At 69.6% G+C, this 17,375-nt stretch carries 25 protein-coding genes, 1 tRNA gene and 1 pseudogene; 14 read left to right on the plus strand and 13 right to left on the minus strand.

The features are described from left to right. Positions 1–100: 100 nt before the first annotated feature. Both KI388_RS09570 and KI388_RS09575 read left to right on the plus strand, forming a co-directional pair. Complete coding sequence (locus KI388_RS09570; RefSeq protein WP_215086418.1) at positions 101–709, plus strand: helix-turn-helix domain-containing protein; 609 nt, start codon at positions 101–103, stop codon at positions 707–709. A gap of 71 nt (positions 710–780) precedes the next feature. Continuing rightward, positions 781–990 (plus strand): hypothetical protein, encoded by a 210-nt coding sequence (locus tag KI388_RS09575; protein ID WP_215086419.1) that lies wholly within the window; start codon positions 781–783, stop codon positions 988–990. 19 nt (positions 991–1,009) lie between these two features. Here KI388_RS09575 and KI388_RS09580 read toward each other — a convergent pair whose 3' ends face one another. The 3 genes from KI388_RS09580 to fer all read right to left on the minus strand — a co-directional run bounded on the left by KI388_RS09580 (position 1,010) and on the right by fer (position 3,219). After that, positions 1,010–2,245 (minus strand): TIGR04347 family pseudo-SAM/SPASM protein, encoded by a 1,236-nt coding sequence (locus KI388_RS09580; RefSeq protein ID WP_215086420.1) that lies wholly within the window; start codon positions 2,243–2,245, stop codon positions 1,010–1,012. After that, entirely contained in the window at positions 2,242–2,631 is a 390-nt protein-coding gene (locus tag KI388_RS09585) for an Htur_1727 family rSAM-partnered candidate RiPP (protein WP_215086421.1), read from the minus strand. The genes KI388_RS09580 and KI388_RS09585 overlap by 4 nt, the downstream gene beginning before the upstream one ends. 198 nt (positions 2,632–2,829) lie before the next feature. Beyond that, positions 2,830–3,219, minus strand: a complete 390-nt coding sequence (gene fer / locus KI388_RS09590; protein WP_215086422.1) for a ferredoxin Fer — start codon at positions 3,217–3,219, stop codon at positions 2,830–2,832. A gap of 238 nt (positions 3,220–3,457) precedes the next feature. Here fer and KI388_RS09595 point away from each other — a divergent pair, with 238 nt between their 5' ends. Together KI388_RS09595 and KI388_RS09600 are read left to right on the plus strand one after the other, a co-directional pair. Beyond that, on the plus strand, positions 3,458–4,330 hold the full coding sequence (locus KI388_RS09595; protein WP_215086423.1) for a CheF family chemotaxis protein: 873 nt from the start codon (positions 3,458–3,460) through the stop codon (positions 4,328–4,330). A 73-nt stretch (positions 4,331–4,403) separates the two neighbouring features. Further along, positions 4,404–5,321, plus strand: a complete 918-nt coding sequence (locus KI388_RS09600; RefSeq protein ID WP_215086424.1) for a hypothetical protein — start codon at positions 4,404–4,406, stop codon at positions 5,319–5,321. Positions 5,322–5,385: 64 nt separating this feature from the next. Here the strand turns inward: KI388_RS09600 and KI388_RS09605 are convergent, their stop codons facing one another. Both KI388_RS09605 and KI388_RS09610 read right to left on the minus strand, forming a co-directional pair. Beyond that, the gene (locus KI388_RS09605) at positions 5,386–6,291 is read right to left on the minus strand and encodes an MOSC N-terminal beta barrel domain-containing protein (protein ID WP_215086425.1); all 906 of its coding nucleotides are present in this window, start codon (positions 6,289–6,291) and stop codon (positions 5,386–5,388) included. 85 nt (positions 6,292–6,376) lie between these two features. Next, positions 6,377–7,273: a hypothetical protein gene (locus tag KI388_RS09610; RefSeq protein ID WP_215086426.1), complete on the minus strand. Its 897-nt coding sequence runs from the start codon at positions 7,271–7,273 to the stop codon at positions 6,377–6,379. A 104-nt stretch (positions 7,274–7,377) separates the two neighbouring features. Between KI388_RS09610 and KI388_RS09615 the strand changes: the two genes are divergently transcribed. Further along, the gene (locus KI388_RS09615) at positions 7,378–7,770 is read left to right on the plus strand and encodes a CopG family ribbon-helix-helix protein (protein ID WP_215086427.1); all 393 of its coding nucleotides are present in this window, start codon (positions 7,378–7,380) and stop codon (positions 7,768–7,770) included. An 85-nt stretch (positions 7,771–7,855) separates the two neighbouring features. Next, on the plus strand, positions 7,856–8,440 hold the full coding sequence (locus KI388_RS09620) for an isoprenylcysteine carboxylmethyltransferase family protein (RefSeq protein ID WP_215086428.1): 585 nt from the start codon (positions 7,856–7,858) through the stop codon (positions 8,438–8,440). Positions 8,441–8,668: 228 nt separating this feature from the next. Here the strand turns inward: KI388_RS09620 and KI388_RS09625 are convergent, their stop codons facing one another. Next, a complete protein-coding gene (locus tag KI388_RS09625) occupies positions 8,669–9,208 on the minus strand; it encodes a hypothetical protein (RefSeq protein WP_215086429.1) in 540 nt (179 codons plus the stop codon). Next, the gene (locus tag KI388_RS09630; RefSeq protein WP_215086430.1) at positions 9,209–9,529 is read right to left on the minus strand and encodes a hypothetical protein; all 321 of its coding nucleotides are present in this window, start codon (positions 9,527–9,529) and stop codon (positions 9,209–9,211) included. 305 nt (positions 9,530–9,834) lie between these two features. Here KI388_RS09630 and KI388_RS09635 point away from each other — a divergent pair, with 305 nt between their 5' ends. Both KI388_RS09635 and KI388_RS09640 read left to right on the plus strand, forming a co-directional pair. Then, the gene (locus KI388_RS09635) at positions 9,835–10,071 is read left to right on the plus strand and encodes a hypothetical protein (RefSeq protein ID WP_215086431.1); all 237 of its coding nucleotides are present in this window, start codon (positions 9,835–9,837) and stop codon (positions 10,069–10,071) included. Beyond that, positions 10,064–10,417, plus strand: coding sequence for a type II toxin-antitoxin system PemK/MazF family toxin (locus KI388_RS09640; protein ID WP_215086432.1), 354 nt, complete (start codon positions 10,064–10,066; stop codon positions 10,415–10,417). The genes KI388_RS09635 and KI388_RS09640 overlap by 8 nt, the downstream gene beginning before the upstream one ends. Before the next feature lies 1 nt (position 10,418). On the opposite strand, the gene KI388_RS09645 is transcribed toward KI388_RS09640, so the two are convergent. From KI388_RS09645 to KI388_RS09665, 5 genes are all read right to left on the minus strand, one after another. Further along, on the minus strand, positions 10,419–10,712 hold the full coding sequence (locus tag KI388_RS09645) for a chorismate mutase (RefSeq protein WP_215086433.1): 294 nt from the start codon (positions 10,710–10,712) through the stop codon (positions 10,419–10,421). 41 nt (positions 10,713–10,753) lie between these two features. Beyond that, the gene (locus KI388_RS09650) at positions 10,754–11,647 is read right to left on the minus strand and encodes a shikimate kinase (protein ID WP_215086434.1); all 894 of its coding nucleotides are present in this window, start codon (positions 11,645–11,647) and stop codon (positions 10,754–10,756) included. 85 nt (positions 11,648–11,732) lie between these two features. After that, complete coding sequence (locus KI388_RS09655; protein ID WP_215086435.1) at positions 11,733–12,368, minus strand: hypothetical protein; 636 nt, start codon at positions 12,366–12,368, stop codon at positions 11,733–11,735. Then, positions 12,365–12,826: a hypothetical protein gene (locus KI388_RS09660; protein ID WP_215088775.1), complete on the minus strand. Its 462-nt coding sequence runs from the start codon at positions 12,824–12,826 to the stop codon at positions 12,365–12,367. The genes KI388_RS09655 and KI388_RS09660 overlap by 4 nt, the downstream gene beginning before the upstream one ends. Next, the gene (locus tag KI388_RS09665; protein WP_215086436.1) at positions 12,823–14,202 is read right to left on the minus strand and encodes a hypothetical protein; all 1,380 of its coding nucleotides are present in this window, start codon (positions 14,200–14,202) and stop codon (positions 12,823–12,825) included. Before KI388_RS09665 ends, KI388_RS09660 begins: the two co-directional genes overlap by 4 nt. A gap of 191 nt (positions 14,203–14,393) precedes the next feature. Here KI388_RS09665 and KI388_RS09670 point away from each other — a divergent pair, with 191 nt between their 5' ends. From KI388_RS09670 to KI388_RS09690, 5 genes are all read left to right on the plus strand, one after another. Continuing rightward, positions 14,394–14,852, plus strand: coding sequence for a DUF5796 family protein (locus KI388_RS09670; RefSeq protein WP_215086437.1), 459 nt, complete (start codon positions 14,394–14,396; stop codon positions 14,850–14,852). A gap of 37 nt (positions 14,853–14,889) precedes the next feature. After that, positions 14,890–15,129: a hypothetical protein gene (locus tag KI388_RS09675; RefSeq protein ID WP_215086438.1), complete on the plus strand. Its 240-nt coding sequence runs from the start codon at positions 14,890–14,892 to the stop codon at positions 15,127–15,129. Positions 15,130–15,188: 59 nt separating this feature from the next. Beyond that, a complete protein-coding gene (locus KI388_RS09680) occupies positions 15,189–15,599 on the plus strand; it encodes a ferredoxin (protein ID WP_251133133.1) in 411 nt (136 codons plus the stop codon). A 50-nt stretch (positions 15,600–15,649) separates the two neighbouring features. Continuing rightward, positions 15,650–15,734: transfer RNA gene (locus tag KI388_RS09685), tRNA-Leu, on the plus strand. Between the two features lie 401 nt (positions 15,735–16,135). Beyond that, the gene (locus KI388_RS09690; RefSeq protein WP_215086439.1) at positions 16,136–16,498 is read left to right on the plus strand and encodes a hypothetical protein; all 363 of its coding nucleotides are present in this window, start codon (positions 16,136–16,138) and stop codon (positions 16,496–16,498) included. A gap of 116 nt (positions 16,499–16,614) precedes the next feature. Here KI388_RS09690 and KI388_RS09695 read toward each other — a convergent pair whose 3' ends face one another. Then, positions 16,615–16,833, minus strand: coding sequence for a hypothetical protein (locus KI388_RS09695; RefSeq protein ID WP_215086440.1), 219 nt, complete (start codon positions 16,831–16,833; stop codon positions 16,615–16,617). Between the two features lie 172 nt (positions 16,834–17,005). Between KI388_RS09695 and KI388_RS15585 the strand changes: the two are divergent. Further along, positions 17,006–17,368 (plus strand): annotated as a pseudogene (locus KI388_RS15585) (hypothetical protein); the annotation flags it as partial. Positions 17,369–17,375 lie beyond the last annotated feature (7 nt).

Raw genomic sequence — 17,375 nt, forward strand, 5'->3', positions numbered from 1 at the left:
TCCCCCGCTCCCACTCGCTTTTTCTGAACCCCCCGGACCGGTGCGCCGGATCCCGGGAATGCGCCGAAGGATAAAACGGGCACCCTCCGTAGCGATCGGTATGTCCGACGCCGCCGGCGCCGACGGGAGCCGCCGCCTGCGGGTCGACCTCGACGTCGACCCGGCCGCCGACGGCGGCTGTCCGATCGTCACCGAGGCCGACGAGGCCGCCGACGTGGCGGTCAACGCGGCCGGCGAGGAGTGCGTCGTCGACGTGACGACCCCCGACGGGGAGGTGCGCCGCGGGACCGGCGAGGTCGACGAGGACTGCCTCTGTCACGCGTTCGGCCGACTCGGCTGCGCGCCCCACTTCCGACGCGTCGAGGACGGGACGATACTCGTGACGGCGTACGTCGACGACCGGGCCGCCGTCCGCGGTCTGGTCGAGGAGCTTCGCGGGGTCGTCGACCGGGTGCGGCTCGTCCGGCTCGCGGTCGTCAAGGGACCGAACGCGACCGAGCAGGTCACGTTCGACCTCTCCGCGCTGACCCCGAAACAGCGCCGCGGCCTCGAGCTCGCGGTCGTCCGCGGCTACTTCGACGACGACCGCGACGTGCGCCTGAGCGACCTGGCCGACGAGCTAGACATCAGCAAGTCCGCGCTCTCCCAGCGGCTCCGCACCGCACAGGCGAAGCTGGTGACGGACATCTTCGACGACGCCGAGCGGTGACCGTGAGTCCCCTTGAAGCGATACACAGGTAAAGCGGGAGGCAGAGGGGGCGCCGGGCGCTTGCCTCGCGCATGAGCGACGAAGACCGGCCGGTCCCCGAACCGGTGCGAGACGACGTCACCGTCGAACTCGTGCGCGACGCGATCGGCGTCGCCCGCGGGGAGGTGCCCGCGGAGCGCTTCTCCGCGAAGTACGGGACTGGCGGGGAGTCCGGGACGCCGGGCGGGGATCCCGGGACGCCGGACCGGGAGTCCGAGGGGAAGGACGGGGATCGGGAGTGATCCGCCGTCCGAACGCGGCTCAGTCGTCGGCGGGCGCGGACCGGTCCGCCCCGTCGACGCGCGCGAGCGCCTCCTCGCCGTCGCGCTCAGCCTCCGTGAGGTAGCACTTCGGGTCGGGAGCGAACGGGTCGCCGTGCGCCGAGAGGGCGCGGAGCCGGGAGCCGCCCCGGCAGATCGACTGGTACGCGCAGTCGGCGCAACGGCCGGAGAGGCGCTCCTCTCGCTCGCGGAGCCCGGAGAGGAGCGGGTTCGACTCGTCGGACCAGATGGCGCCGAACGAGCGGTCGCGGACGTTGCCCGGCGAGTACCCCTGCCAGAACTGCGTGAGGTGGACGTTGCCGACGGGGTCGACGTCCGCGACCCGCTCGCCGGTCGGGTCGCCGCCGTTGCGCTGAAGGTACCGGTAGATGAGCCGAGCGCGGTCGGTCCCCATCTCGCGGTCGGCGTACTCGACGAGGTGGCCCGCGTCGGCGTAGTTGCCGACGAGCAGCGTCTCTATCTCCTCGCCCTGTTCGTGGTACTCGCGGGTGAGGTCACAGAGGTCGGTCACCGCCTGCCGCGTCGCCTCGGGCGAGAGGTCGACGTCCGAGATGTCGGCGCCGCGACCGCCGTAATCGAGGTGGTAAAAGCAGAATCGGTCGACGCCCACGTCGGTGAGCAGGTCGACGACGCCCGCGAGGTCGTCGACGTTATGCTCGGTGATCGTGTACCGCAGTCCGGTCTTGAGACCGACGTCGAGGCAGGCCTCGATGCCGCGGACCGCGGCGTCGAACGCGCCCTCCTCGCCGCGGATCCGGTCGTTGCGCTCGGGGAGGCCGTCGACCGAGACGCCGGCGTACTTGAGCCCCGCCTCCTTCAGTTCGCGGGCGCGCTCGCGGGTGAGGAGGGTGCCGTTCGTCGAGAGCACCGGACGGATCCCGCTGTCGTCGGCGTATTCGATCAGTTCGGGGAGGTCCTCGCGGACGAGGGGCTCGCCGCCGGAGAACAGGATGACCGGGACGCCGAACGCCGCGAGGTCGTCGATGAGCGCCTTCCCCTCCGCGGTCGACAGCTCGTTCGGGGCGCCCTCGGTGTCGGCGCCCGCGTAGCAGTGCTCGCAGTAGAGGTTACAGCGCTTCGTGGTGTTCCAGACGACGACCGGACGCCGCTGTTTCTCCTCCGTGATCTGCGGCTTCTTCGAGCCGTCGGCCGCGTCGTAGCGGAGGCCGTCGCTCTCGGCGTCGAGTCCGCACAGCAGCTTGCTGACGGAGATCATCGCGACCCCTCCGCGTCCTCGGCCGCGTCGGCCGCCGGCGCCCCGCCGCCGGAGGCGGTCGGCGTCCCCTCGGTCTCCTCGTAGACGCGCGGCTCGTCGGCGTCGGCGGACGCCTCCGGGTCCCCTGACGCCCCGCCCCCGTCGTCCGCGAGCGACTCCGCGGAGTACCGGGACACCTCCGCGGCCGGACACACCCACACGTCGCGGGCGTACCACGCGAAGAGCTTGCTCGCCTCCTCGTGGGCGACGCCCGGCGTCGGCGCGGCGACCGTGCCGACGTGGCGGAGCGGGTCCGACTCCTCCTCGCGGACGAACACCTCGAACCGGCGGCCGTCGGCCGACCGAGGCCCGTTCGCGTCCTCGCTTCGGTCCGTCTTCTCGACCATACCCCCCGTACGGACGGTCCCCCGAACGGGGTTTCGCGCGTTCTCACGGCCGCGAAATTCGCCCGAACCTGTTCGGGCGAGACGGAGAGACGAGGGCGGAGCGGCGGCTGATCGGGGCGAAGCCGAGAGAAGTGCGAGGGCCGCGACCGCCGCGGTCCCGCGTGAGAGCGGTCCACTACCGCAGCGAGCGAGGACCGATCAGATGACGCGGTTCTGCAGGTAATCGAGGTGTTTCGCGTTGTAGACGATCTTGACCTCGTCGGTGGCCGGGCTGCCGATACAGGTGAGCCGGACGTTCTTCTCCTCGACCTCCTCGTCGGAGAGGATCTGCTGCATGTCCATGTCGATGTCGCCTTTCTTGACGATGGACGCGCAGTTCGCGCACGCGCCGGCGCGGCACGAGAAGGGCCAGTCGTAGCCCTGCGCCTCGGCGGATTCGAGGATGTACTCGCCCTGGTTGACTTCGAGGGTACCGTAGTCCTCGTCGTCGAGGTCGGCGTCGGCGGCCTCCTGGAAGAGGTCGTCGTCGTCCATCGACCAACCGTGGTCGTCGAGCACTTCGTAGTTGAGGTATTCTACTGTGGGCATCATTTCTTGGTTTGGAGCCCACGTCATTAGGCTTTGCTGTTCCCCGTCTGTCGACCCCCGCGGGTGACGCCGCGAGACCGAACACGTTCGACCGACCGCGGCGATTCCGGCGGGTTTCGGACGGGCCGCCGCGTCCCGCCGCGCCTCTATCGGCCCCGACCGCTCCCGTGACAGTCTGTTATCACGACTGATACGGCGTGAGTAACAATAAATAGCGTACGGCGCTTACTCGGTACCGATGGAGGAGTCCGTCGTCGCCGACTTCGTGGGCCGCGTTCACGCGGGGAGCCTGACGACCGACGAACCGGTGACGGGTCGCGTGCTGTTGAGCCAGCGACGACTGGTCCTCGCGACTGACGACGGGAAGGAGACGGTCCCCCTCTCGCGCGTGTTCGACGTCGTCGTCGGGAGCGTTCCCGGTGACCTGCGCTCGTTTTTCAACGACAGCATCACCGTCGCGTACGAGCGCGACGGGTCGCGTCGCTCGGCGTTAGTCGAGGGCGAACCCGAGGACATGGACAAGTTCGTCCGGCTGCTGTTCAAGACGCTGTTGCGGAACGTGACCGTCACGGTGCGGCACCCGGCGAAGGTCGGCGGCCGCGTCACGGACGCGGGCGACCACCGCGCCTCGGTGTCGGTGTCGCCCGGCGAGATCCGGTTCGGGAACTGCCCGGAGCCGTTCACCGTCAACCTCTCCGCGGTGATCGACTACGAGCGCACCGACCGCACCCTCGGCGGCACGAAGCGGCCGGCGCTCGTCTTCCGCCACGTCGACGGCGACGACCGGACGGTCACGTCGATCACGACCGTGCCGAACGAGCGGGCGCTCAACATCCTCGGCCGGTACATCAAGATCGAGTACGACGAGGCGATGGAGGACCTCGACTCGTTCGACCCGACCGAAGAGCAGCTGGAGATCCTCGTCTCCATCTACTCGGCGGGCGGCGAGGCGAACATCGCGGACATCGTCACCGGCGACGTCGCCCAGACGTCGATGATCCTCGACACGCTGCGCGAGGCCGGCCTCGTGGCCGACGGCGAGAGCGGGACGACCCTCACGCGCAAGGGCCAGATGATCGTGAGCTCCTACCTCGAGTCGGTCAACGCCTGACGGCGGGACGCGCCGGATTCGGAACCGCGACGCGGGGGGAAGTTTGAAGCTCCTGTAACCGTAGGTATCTCTCATGTCAGACCGTGACCACCGCGGCGGCGAGACACCGCTCGACGCCGTGGTCCGCGAACGGGGAATCGACGCGCCCGGGGGACCGGGGGCGGTGAACCCGCCGAGGGATGAGACGGCTCCCGGCGACGCCGGCGGCTCGGGGCCGCGGGTCGCCCGGGTTCCGGAGGACCACGACCACGACACGTTCTCGGTCGAGGGGATCGACAGCGACCGCCGCGAGGGACTGCTTGAGGCGGTCCTCCGCGACGTCGACGGCGTCAGCGACGCCTCCGCGACGCGGCGCAACGGGACGGTCGGCGTCCACCACGAACCGTCGCTGTCGCGCGGGGCGGTCCGGGACGTGCTCGAATCGTGCGGGCTGGTCGTCGCGCCCGGCGACGACGCGTTCGAGGCGCGGCGCGCCTCGCAGTTCGCGTCGGCCCGCGTCGCGGTCGCGGTCCTGTTCGGGCTGATGGTCGCGACGCCGTACGTCGCGGTGTTGTACCCGACCCGGGTCGAGTGGCTGTTCTACGACCCCGTCACCGTCCAGTACCTCCAGTCGATCCTCGACTCGCAGATGACGACGCACTTCTTCATCAACCTCGGCGCGCTCTCCGGGCTCGCGTTCCTCGTCGCCTGCGGCCCCACGATCCGCCGCGCGGTCGCGGCGGTACGGGACGGCGAGTTCACCAACGAGGTCGCGTTCGTCGGGAGCGTCGTCGCCCTCTACGGCTACAGCACGCTCACCGCGTTCACCGGACTCGAGGGCGCGGTCCACTACGACCTTGTCGCGTACGCGGTCGTCGTCGCCACCCTCTGGACCCAGTTCGGCGTCACCGACACGGCGTTCGACCCCGCGACGAGCGGGGAGTCCGACGCGGAAGAGACAGCCGACGCCGACGCGGACGAGCCGGTCGCGATGACCGACGGCGGTCGCTGAGGCGGCCCCGCGCGGCACCGTCCTCCGCCCGCCCTCTGCTCCCTTCTCCGACGCCGTCGCCCGATCACTCGGCCGCGGAATCGCCGTCCGCGACGGGCGTCCCGTTCTCGTCGACGGCGACGACATCCTCGGCCGAGACCGCGTCGCCCGCGGCGAGGGCGTCCCCCCACGCGCGCTCCTCGACGACGGTGTTGACCATCAGCCTGAAGTCGTGGTCGAAGCGGTCGCCGTCGGTCCACTCCGGTAACGTCTCGCGGCGCTTCCGGACGAACGTCTCGCGGAATCCCTCGATCTCGGCCCCCGTGTCCGGGTCGCGAGAGGGGACGACGCAGCGCTGACACGGGTTGACGCCGATCAGCTCCGTCTCCCCGACCGCGACGCGGACGCCCTCCCCGTGGTCCGCGAACAACCGGTCTTCGAAGAAGGCCGGGCAGTCGCCCAAGACGACGTTCGGGCGGAGCCGGCGGCGCATCTCCGTCGCGTCCGCGACGCTATCGAACCACGACGCGACGGCCTCCAGCGTCGCCCGCGAGACGACGGTCGGGCCGTGCGCGGCGCGGTCGTCGGGGAAGCCGCCCGCCGGGTCCCGGACGAGGTCCACGTCGTACCCGAGATACTCGCCGGCCCAGTCGGCCAGGGCGTCGCCCTCGTCGGGGAGCGCGAAGGTGCGCTCCTCGGCAGGGGCGCGCTCCGTCTCCGGCCGCGTGAGCGTCACGGCCGTCGGCGTCGCGTCCGTCGCCCCGGCGAGGTCGTACTCGGCGCGGAGCCCGTGGATCGCCGGCTCGCTCTTCCCGTTCACGTAGCCGCCGCCACCGCCCACCGAGGCCGCCTCGGGGTCGACGCCGGCCTCGACGAGCGCGTACGAGCGGTCGCCGCGGAGCGCGCCCTCGGGACCGATCGCGGCGCGGTCGACGGCGACGCCGTCACAGGACTTCAGCGGGTAGGCGACGAGTTCGTCGACGCGTGGCATACCCGGGGTTCGACGGGACGGACCAAAAGCGATCGGCCGAGCGGGGCGGCCGCGCGCCCCGCCGGTGCCCGAGGGCGCAGCCGGGTCAGAACAGCCCGGCGATGAACCCGAGACCCATGACGATGAGAACCGCCGCGGAGAACGCGGGGAGGTACGGCGTGTAGCGTTCGACCCGTTCCCGCGAGCGGTGGTACCCCGCGATCAGCAGCATGGTGAGTCCGACGATGCCCGCGATCACCGTCAGCGCGTAGGCGCTCATCAGTTCGAGGCAGTAGTTCGAGCCGGCACAGAGCGCGATGATCTCGAACTCCTCCTCGTGGGCGAACCCGAGGACGAACGCGAACCACGCGATGCCGAGGAGCCCCCGGTCGGCGCTCTCGTCGAAGCCGCCGTGCGAGTGAGAGTGCCCGCCGACCAACGGGAGCGCGCCTTTCAGTCGGGCGAATCGTCCGCCGTCGTCGTGGTCGTGCGGCTCAGCGTGGGTGTGGTCGTGGTCGTCGCGGTCCTCGGTAGAATCGTGGCCGTGATCGGCGTCGTGGTCGTGATCATGCGCCTCGTGACCGTGCTCGTGTTCGTCGTGACCGTGCTCGTGTTCGTCGTGACCGTGCTCGTGGTCCTCGCCCGGAGACCCGTGGGAGTGCCCGTGCCGGTACTCGCGGACCCCGAGTCCGATCAGCAGCACGCCGGCGACGAGGCTGACCGGCCCGCCGACCTGGACGCCGCCGAGCACCGTGATCGGTTCGTTCACCTGCGTGAGATCGAAGTAGCTCTTCGCGTAGAAGAACGCGGCGACCATCGCGATGCTGCTGACGAGGTGGCCGAGCCCGATGATGAAGCTCGCGGCGAACCCGTACAGCCACTTGTTGGTCTGATCGAGCGCGTAGGAGGCGGCGACCGGCCAGCCGTGGCCCGGTTCGACGCCGTGGACCGCGCCGAGGAGGACCGCGCCCGCGAGCGGCCCGAACAGTTCGCTTGAGAGCATCGTTGCGCGGGAGTCGGGAGCGGGGCCGTTTAGCGGTTGTTAGTACCGAATCAGGGGGATCGTAATACGGACCCTCTTGTGTCCCCGGGTCCGACGAGGCGGTAATGAGAACGAGTTTCAACATCCCCGACGAACTGGTCGAGGAGTTCGACCGGACGTGGCGAGACGAGGGGATCGAAAACCGGTCGCGGGCGGTGCGGGAGGCGATGCTGGAGTTCGTCGAGTCGCACTCGCGGCTCGAAGACACCTCCGGCGAGGTCGTCGCGCTCGTCGGCTTCGACTACCGCCACCACGAGGTCATCCGAGAGCTTCACGGCGCCCAACACGAGTATCAGGACGTGATCCTCAACACGAGCCACACCCACCAGGGCGAGTGGTGTCTCGAGTCGCTGTTCTGCCGCGGGGACGCCGAGCGCGTCCGTGAACTGACCTACCGGCTCCGCGACTTCGACGCCGTGCGCCGGGTGAAGGTGATGCTGATCCGCGACGGCGACTGACCCCGGAGTTATCGGACGAACGCGCCTCGACGCGAAACTGGCCCGACCGACGGATTGACAAGTGTCGTTTTGCTAACTGGACCCGATGCTCGAACTCGTCGCGTTCGCCGTCGCGGCGGGCTGCCTCCTCGGGCTCTCGGCGCTGATGGCCGTCTCCCTGCTCGCGCCCGAGCGTCGGCTCTGGCCCGCGGGCGACGACGACCGGAAGCGCCGCGTCTACCTCGGGTTCAGCCGCCCGCTGCTGCCCGCGGTGTTCGCGACCGGCGTCCTCGACTGGAACGCCGGCCCGCTCGCGGTTCCGTGGCGTCTCGCCGTCGGCGCCGTGGGGGTTCTGATCGCGTTCGCCGTCCTCAGCAAGTCCGCCGTCGACCTCGGCAAGGACGCGACCGAGGGGCGCGAGGACGAGCTCCGGACCGACGGTCTCTACCGGTACACCCGCAACCCCCAGAACGTCGGCTACGTCCTCCTGTTCGCGACGTACGCCGTCCTCGCGAACTCCCCGCTCGTCGGCGCGCTCGCCGTCGCGTTCGGCGTCCTCACCGTCCTCCAAGTGCTCGCCGAGGAAGCCTGGCTCCGCGACACATACGGCGACGCCTACGATGATTACTGCGAGCGCGTCCCCCGGTTCGTCGGCGTCAGGACCCTGACGCGCGCGCTAGGCGACGACTGACTGCGGAAGCGGTCCGACGCGACGACGACGGACTCACCGGCGCTCCCTTTGCTCGACCTTGTTTAGGTGGCCGAAATCCATGATGGATTCTCTGAGATGGTGTCCAACGACACCTCCATTGCGACAGAATTCAGAACGGAAAGGACGTGTATCGCTGACGTATTCACCGAGGTGCCCTTACTCTACAGAGAGTCGTTCCGATCGGCTAGCGCGTGTCTAACGATTCGATCACTCCGGATCGGGTTGCTCGGAATCCCGCTGCTGTCGAAGCGTGGCCCGCGCCCGCTCGACGTAGGAGTTCGACGACCAACTGCGAGCGTCACTCATCTCGGCCAAAAACTCGTCGGCAGCGTCAGGCGAGATCGCGTCGTTGCGAACCAGTGCGGCGAGGAGGACGGGAGTCGTGACGAGGCGGGTCTCGGCCAGCGAGGCGTGGACGAGCGCAAGTCGGTTGAACTCGTCACAGAGCAGTTGCGCGGCGTCGATATCGTTCGCCAGCGAGACCGCCGCGTTCTCGCCGTCGTCCAGCGGGAACGTCTCGTCCAGTTCGACGGAACGAGTCTCCAACGCAGAGCGACGGTCGAGAACCGCCTGTGCCGCCTCACCGGATGCGTCGTCGTAGGACGCCGTCTCGGTGAGTTCGTCGACGACCTGCTCTGGGACGACCACGGTGTGCGAATCGAAGAGGAGGTCGAGTGGACTCGATGAGGTGCCCGCCACCGTCCCGAGGCTTACGAGAGCAGACGTGTCGGCGACTATCAGAACCATCTACGAGTCGGCCAGCTCCTCCGCGACCTCGTCCGCGAATTCGTCGGTCAGCTGCTCTTTCAGCAGTTGGAAGTTGGCGGCCTCCTCGTGCCCGACGAGGTCTTTCAGTTCCTCGAAGGTGATCTCGTCGTCGTAGAAGGCCTCTGCGATCTCCTGTGTCACCTCGTCGGAGTGCGCGGCGTCCCGCAGGTAGTCCCGAAGCGCGGAGATGAGGATGTCCGTCCGATCCGTCTCGAACACCGCAGCGAGCGCGTCGGCCCGGTTTACTAGTCCTCTCGGAGCACGGAACTGGACGCGCTTCTTTTCGGACTCGGAACTCATATGTGTACATTGTGAGTGCGGCGGCAAAACGTTTGTCCTCTTGTCACTATCACGACTTTGGGACCCGCCGAAACCGGACACGGCGTTTTTCGTCGAGCCTGAATCGAAAGAGCAGCTATCGGAAAGTGATTCGACAGCCAAACTGGCGATAGACGGCCAAATACGTCTGTTTGTAGCCACCGAGACTCCCGCTGTTCGACCCTGTTCGAGTAGCCGAAATCCATAATATATTCCGTGACTTCCACGGTAAATCCGTGGGAAATAGTGGGTAACGCATATCTGCGGTGGGTCCGTACCGTTCGTCGATGAAAGTCGACGCGACAGACCTCAAAACGAGCGAGACGGACGACCGGGGTCGAGTCTATCTCGGCACCGAATACGCGAACAAGCGCGTAACCGTCGCCGTCGTTGAGGTGGAGTCCGACCGGCCGGACGACGACGAGCTGGCAGCCGCCTATCGGGAGGCCTCCGAGAGCGCGGAGACACTCACCGAGGAGTGGAGCGGAACGTCCGACGAAGCGTGGGAAAGCCTCGATGAGTGACGGCACGGACGTGCGACGGGGCGACGTGGTTGTCGTTCGACTCGACCCCGCCGAAGGACACGAGATGAAGAAGACACCGCCGGCCGTGGTCGTTCAAAACGATATCGGAAACCGAAACTCTAGTACGACCATCGTCGCGCCCGTCACGGGGACCTACCGCGAGTATCCGTTCGAGGTGTTCGTCGAGGCGGACGGGTCACCACTCAAAAAGGACTCGTCAATCCGGCTCGACCAGATTCGAACCGTCTCGGTTCCGAAACGGATCCACTCGGTCGTCGGTTCACTCGACGGACCCACGATGGCTGAAGTCGACGAGGCGTTACAGCTGAGCCTCGGCCTCGATTGAGCTACCGGCTCTCTCTTTGCTCCACCTTGTTCAACTCGATCAGCAGCCGGAAGATCGCCTTCACGAGGTTCGCGTCCACGTCGAAGCGCTCGGCGTTCTCGCCGGCGCGCTCCATCACGCGCTCCTCTTGGCCCTCGTCGGTGGTCGGGAGGTCGCGCTCTGCTTTCACGGCCGCGACGGTGTCGGCCACGTAGGTCCGGCGGGCGATCAGCTCGACGAGTTCGCGGTCGATGTCCTCTATCTCGCGTCGCAGTTCGTCGAGGCTTCGGTCCTCGGTGTTGGGTGTGTCGCTCATTGGTTGGTGGTGGGGTCGATCGGTGGGGCGTTCGCGGGCACTCACTCGACGGCGGCGCCGTCGTTTCTGGTCGTCGTTCGTCGCAGCGTTCCGGGGCGGTCGCCCCACGCGACGGCGACCGCGTCGAGGTCGGTCTCGGGGTCCGCGGGGTCCGCGACGGCGACGACACTCGGCCCGGTGCCGGACAGCGACACCGCGGCGGCGTGCGGCATCGCCTCGACGGCGGGGTCGGCGTCGAAGCCGAGCGCGGCCGAGAAGGCCAGACCGTTGACGGTCATCGCCTCGCCGTACCGGCCGTCGAGCGCGAGGTCCGCCACGAGGTCGGCCATCGGCGCCACCGCCTCGCAGCGCGCCACGTCCGCGTCCGCGCTGTAGGCGCGCTCCGGCGGCGTCCAGACGAGCACGTCCCAGTCGACGGTCTCGCGGGAACGCAGTTCGTCGGCGTCGTTGTCGGTGACGGTGACGCCGCCGAGCATCGACGCGGTCGCGTCGTCGAACGCGCCGGTGACCGTGACGCCGACCTCGCGCGCGGCCCGGACGCCGAGCCGGCACGCTTCGAGGCGGGTGACGTCAACCGCGGGGTCGTCCGGGTCGTCGCCCACGCCGAGCCCGAGCGCGTCGCAGGTCGCGAGGACGGTCGCGTTGGCGGCCGCGCTGGAGCTTTTGAGGCCGGCCGCCAGCGGCACGTCGCTTTCGGTCCGGACGCTGCCCCCCTCGCCGTCGCCCCAGCGGTCCGTCGCGAGCGCGACGCAGCGCTCGATCAGGGCGGTGTCGGCGGCGGCGTCCTCGGCTATCGACCCGTCGACGCGGTCGGCCGCGGGGTCGAGTTCGACGGTCGCGCGCGTCTCGACGTCGATGCCGAACGCCGCCCCCGTTCCGGTCGCGAGCGCGTTCAACACGGTGCCGGCCCCGAGCGCCGCCGCCCGTCCCTCCATGGGTTCACGCTCGCGAGCGCGGACAAAGAGGTAGCGATCACGGCGAGTCTCTCGGCGGGGCCCGCGGTCGAGACCCCGCACCGCCTCAGAGCGGCTCCGCGCGCCTGACCGCCGCGTCGACGGCGTACCGGTCCCGCTCGGCCCGGACGCCGCTCCGTCGGCTCGGGAACCGGATCTCCGCCCGGAACTCCCGAGATCCCGACCCGTCGAACGACCGGTTCGGCGGGAAGCGCTCCGTGACGTACCCGAACCCGACCGGCTCGCGTCCGTCGGTCCCGGCCGGCGTCGCGTACGCGTCGACGCGGAACTCGACGACGCCGTACTCGAACCGCCCGGCGTTCTCGACGGTCAGGCGAGCGTCGACGGTCGTCCGTCCCCCGCTCTCCGTCACGTCCAGCACCGTCGCGTCGGTGACCACGAGACCCGATCCGTCGGGACCGACCGCCTCGGGCGGAGCCTCGGTGTCGCCGTCGCCGGATCCTGCGGTGTCGCCGCCGGACCCCCCGCCGTCGTCTCCGGACCCCTCGCCCTCCGCGTCAGAGCCGTTCCCGCTCGCTCCGTCGTCCGTCTGTCGGGTCGCGGCGCCGTCACCCTCCTCGGAGGTCACGAGACAGCCGGAGAGCAGCCCGGCGGCGCCGACGGCGAGGACGCCCCGGCGCGACGCGCGTCGGACGGGTCGGTCGGCGTCGCCGCGGTCCGCGCCGTCTCCGGGGTCGGTCATCGCATCACCCCGCCGAGGATCCCGGTCGACGCGCCGACGGCCCCGGAGACGAACGCCGTGGCGAGCGTCGGGACGAGCGCGTCGGCGATCCCGTGCGCCTGCGCCGCGGCGTCGCCCTGCGAGACGACGATGACCGTGACCGCGATCAGCGCGTACGCCAGCGCGCCGAGGCCCGTCCCGAGTCCGCAGGTCGTCGCCGCGGAGACGACGCCGCGGGCGCGCGAGCCGACGAGCACGCCGAAGACCCCCGCAAGCGGGACCGCGGCGACGAGGACGGTCGCGGTCACGACGAGGTACGACTGCGCGACGAACACGGGTCCGAACCGCGCGGTCTCGCCGGTCGCGGCGGTCGCCAGCGCCGCCTCCGCCCAGCCAGTCGCGGCCGCGCCGACGATGCCGACGCCGGCGCCGACGAGCGCGAAGGCGGCCGCCACGAGACCGATCCCGTTCGCGTTCACGCGCCGGTCACCCACCCGTTCCGTAGTCGGCCGTGCCAGCCGGTCCGCTCCTCCCACGCGTCGCCGGAGAAGCCGGTCGCGAGCAGGAACTCCCCGGCGCGGACGACGTAGCCGTACTGGACGCCGGCGTGCTCGTCGAAGCCGTAGCGATCGCCCTCCGCCTCGCGGTGGTAGAATCGGTGCCAGGCGGTCGGTCCGTCGTCGGTTTCGGGTGTCGACTCGCCGCCCGTCTCGGAGTCGTTCCCGCCGTCGGCGGTCCCGTTGTCGGTCTCCGAACCGGTCCCGCCGAAGTCGGAGCCGGCGAGCGTCTCTTCGGGGTCGATGGCGGCGCGCCCCTCGGTCGCGCCCTCGTCGAGGGCCGCAGACAGTCGCGTCTCGGCGGTCGCCGCGTCCGGGTACCGCTGGACGTAGACCGGGACGCCGTCGAGTTCGCGGGCCCAGCCCTCGAACGCCTCCCGGCGTCGGTTCCCGACCGGCGGGCGGTCCGCGAACGCGACGAACAGCTCCTCGACGCGGTCTTCCGACTGCGGGATCGGGCCGAGCCGGGCGCGCAGTTCCCGTCGTCGCTCGGGGGCGAACGCGTCGCCGTAGATCCGCGGGACCCGGTCGCGGTCGAGTTCGTCGTCGTACGGCCGGTGCGCGAACGTCGAGAAGCCGCGACTCGCGACGGCGAGTTCGACGAGCGTGCCGGAGGTGACGCGCCCACGCTCGCGGTCGTCGGTCGGCAGCGGCGCCAGCAGCCGGCGGAGCAGCCGGTTGTGGACCGGACTCCGGGAGAACTCCTCCTCGACGTAGGTGGCCGTCCCAACGCTCGCGAGGTCGGTGCGCATCCGGTCGAGCTCTTCGAGCGCGCGGTCGACGTCGTCGCGGGGCGCGAACTCCCGCAGGACGTCGACGTGGTACTCGGTCCGAGCGCGGATCCGCGGCCCGGGTGAGAAGTGCGGTTCGAGGGCCTCAGACGCTCGGGAGGCGGCGTTCTCGACGGCGGCCGCGACTTCGTCCACCTGCTCGGCCGCGATCGTCGCCTCCTCGTCGACGCTCTCGCGGACCGACCGGACGGTCGAGACCGCGTCGGCTATCTCGTCGCGGTAGGTCGCCACGGCGTCCGGGTACTCGGTCGCGAACCACACCGCGTCGTCGACGACCTCGCGGGTCGCCGCCGCCAGCGCGGGGTTCGTCGCCGGCGGGTCGGCGTCGGCGTCCGCCGGGTCGTCGGGAGGGCCGTCGTCGGGCGGGTCGCCGGGGTCGCCGCCGTCGCCCGGCGCGTCGGCGTCCTCGGGGGCGTCGGGGTACTCGACGCCCTCGACGCCGAGACACCCGGCGGTCCCGACGAGGGCGGCGCCGACGCCCAGAAGCGTCCGTCGCGTCCGTTCCATGTGACGCACTCCCCGCGGCAGGAACTTAAATGTGGCACGCCGATTCTCGCGGCTGAGGGCGCCCCCGCCGTGCGGCGTTTCGCGCGGGTCGCCGGCGGCGCAATCCGCCGCCGCGTTCGGGAACGGTCCGTTGCAATCCGGCGCGAGGCCCGAGCGCGTCCCTTTTGAGGCCGGCACCCGGAGCGTGGCGTATGTCCGCGCCATCACGCAGCGACGTGCCGCCGACGTCGATCGGCGTCGACCTTCGCGAGGAGGGCGTCGTCGTCGAGTACCTCGACGGCCGCACGACCCTCTACCGGGGCGTCCCCGAGTCGGCCGAGGGGTCGGTAACCGCCGGTCCCGGCAAGGAGACCCACGTCCTCGTCACCGACCCCACGGAGACGGAGGGCGTGATGACGTACGTGAACGACTACAAGACCGACGACGAGATCCTCGAAGACTCCGGCGTCGGCCGCGTCATCGTCGAGGACGGCGAGCGCGACGAGGTGTTCCCCGGCGTGATCGTCGGCCGCGACGGCAAGCGAAACGAGGTCGTCGCGGACCCGGAGGTCGCCGGCGGCCGCGTGTTCGTCTTCGTCGAGGACGGCTGGACCGAGGGGAGCTACGAGATCGTCGAGGGCCCGGAGGACGGGCTGGACGCGCACCGGTGACGCCGGCGGGCGCGCGGACGGCCGGAGGGGCGGCGCGGTGAGCCTCGCGAAGCCGTGGCGCGACCTCGACCGCGCGACGGTCGGGAGCGCCCCGGACCGCTACGCGCTGTACGAACTCGGTGACGCCGACGGCGAGACGGTCGGGTTCGGCACGGGCGTCCTCCGCGACGAACTGAAGGAGGCGCTCGCGTACGGCGACGCCGCGAAGGTCCGCTGGGAGTCGGCCGACTCGCTCGACCACGCCGAGCGGCTGCTCGCGGAGCACGTCAAGGAGTGAGTATCGAGCGCGCGGGAACGACCGACAGACGAAAGTCCCGCGGCCGCCGAGGGGGCGACATGAGCGACGAGGCCGAGACCGGCGACGACGCCGCGACCGACGACGACGCCGCGACCGACGACGTGGCCGCGACAGACGGCGGCGACGAGGTGCTCCGCGCCAGCGACATCGGCGGCGAGGGGCCGCCGGTCGAGGAGAAGCCGTACAAGATCGTCTTCGAGGCGAACAAGTGCTTCGGGGCTGGGAAGTGCGCCGAGGTCGCGGACAACTGGGTGATGGACGTGGTGAGCGGGATGGCGAAGCCGGAGGCGTACTACATCGGCGAGGAGGACTTAGACGAGAACGTCCGCGCGGCCGAGGCGTGCCCCGCGAAGAAGGACGCCGGCGTGATCCACGTCGTCGACCGCCGGACGGACGAGGAGATCGCGCCGGACCCGCACGGCGACGGAACGCTTTCCGTCGACTGGTAGGCCCGGACTTCCGAAAGGGGTTTCACCCCGCCGCCGGTAGCGGAATCCGCGCGGGGGTGGCTGAGCCTGGCCAAAAGCGGCGGACTTAAGATCCGCTCCTGTAGAGGTTCGAGGGTTCGAATCCCTTCCCCCGCATATCGTGACGCTCACAAACCGTGAGCGCCGCGTCTCGGATTAGAAGGGATTCGAACCAGGGAGCGGGAGGTGAGCGAGCGGAGCGAGCGAACGGGAGCGACCGAGGTTCGAATCCCTTCCCCCGCATTGCTGCTGCGAGCAACTCGCGAGCAGCAGCAATCAGCCGATAGGGATTCGAGGCAGCGAACGAAGCGAGCGTAGCGAGCGGAGTGAGTGAGGTTCGAATCCCTTCCCCCGCACTCCTGCGGCTCGCGGATTGCTCGCCGCAGGCGTCCGTCGCATCGGTGCTACGAGGACGCCGTCGTGATCATTTTACTCTCTACTGTTTGAGACGTAGAGGCGGAAACAACTTCGCAAGTAGTGACAGCACTTTAATAAAAGTCGGCCGAGACGGGTTCGACATGCCCTCCCCGAAGGGTTATGTCATGGCGGCGTTGGTGCTGATCGGCGTCTCCGGACTCGCGTATTCGGTAGTCTTGGCCGGTCCGGTCCTGATCGGAGCGGGGTTCGCGCTCTCGGCGCTCGTCGTCGCGGCGCTGGTGTACTACGGCGACGCCGAACGGCGCACGCTCGTTCGCGCGACGATCGCTGTGACGGTCGTCTACGGCGTGTTCACGGTCCAACTGCCGCTGGCCGTCGTCGCCGCCTGCGTCGTTTACCTCTCCGCGTGGGTCACCGGCCCGGACAGTCCGTTCGACGCCCCCGACACGGAGATATTCCCCGTCAGACGGACGGCTACCGAGGAGTCGGACGGCGCTGACTGACTGCCCGGACCGCTCGGACGGATCGACCCGTTGTCGCTCTGTACCGACCGCAAGAGCCCGGGTGTGTCACCCGTTGAGGACGACAGCAGGGCACCGAGTAGCTCGCCGTCCGAGTGTCAGGGTCGGTCGCCGAACCGCCGCGCGGTCCACTCGTACCCCCGTCTGAGCAGCCGTCCGGCGCCGATCAGGGTCAACACCGCGGCGCCGACGACGACGCCGAGGTGGACGAGCCGGAACGACGGCGCCGGGGTGTACCGCCCGACGATGAGCAACACGACCAGCAGGAGCCACAGGAGGTACGCACCGATTCCGAGTCGGTAGAGAGCCGCGTACATGGCTTCCGACGCGTGGCGTGTTCTGAAAAACGCACCGAACGACACAGCGAGCGGAAAGCGAGGTGTGAATCTCAGGCCGGATCTGTGGGTGAGGATTACCTTCCGAAGCGCAGAACGCAACCGGCTTCGAATGTCTCATGAATTAAGTAGAAGGGGGGAAAAGATTCCCTGAATGGGTGACACGGAGAGCGCCGAGTCTAGCCGCAGATTCGGCCGCTACTCGTCGTTTATCCCCGGTTTAGTGCTTGTTACTGGTATAGTGATTTTCCTGATAGGAGTTGCGCAGGCCCTCTCGGAACTGTTCGGGGACGGGTCGGTCGTGATCGCGCTGTTCCATCTCATCCTCGTCGGAATTCCGGGGACGATCCTCGCGTACGCCGGGTATTGGATGCCTCGCTCCGACATCGAACCGGGGTACTATCCGCGGGTTATCGCGTGGATCGCCGGTGGGACCGGCGTGATGTTCGGCTTCATACTGTTGCGGGACCTCCACCCCGGCGTTACCGTCGAGTGGTCGGTGGGGACGCAGTCGATCGCGCTGA

The organism is Halorubrum sp. 2020YC2 (genome assembly GCF_018623055.1).
Lineage (GTDB): Archaea > Halobacteriota > Halobacteria > Halobacteriales > Haloferacaceae > Halorubrum.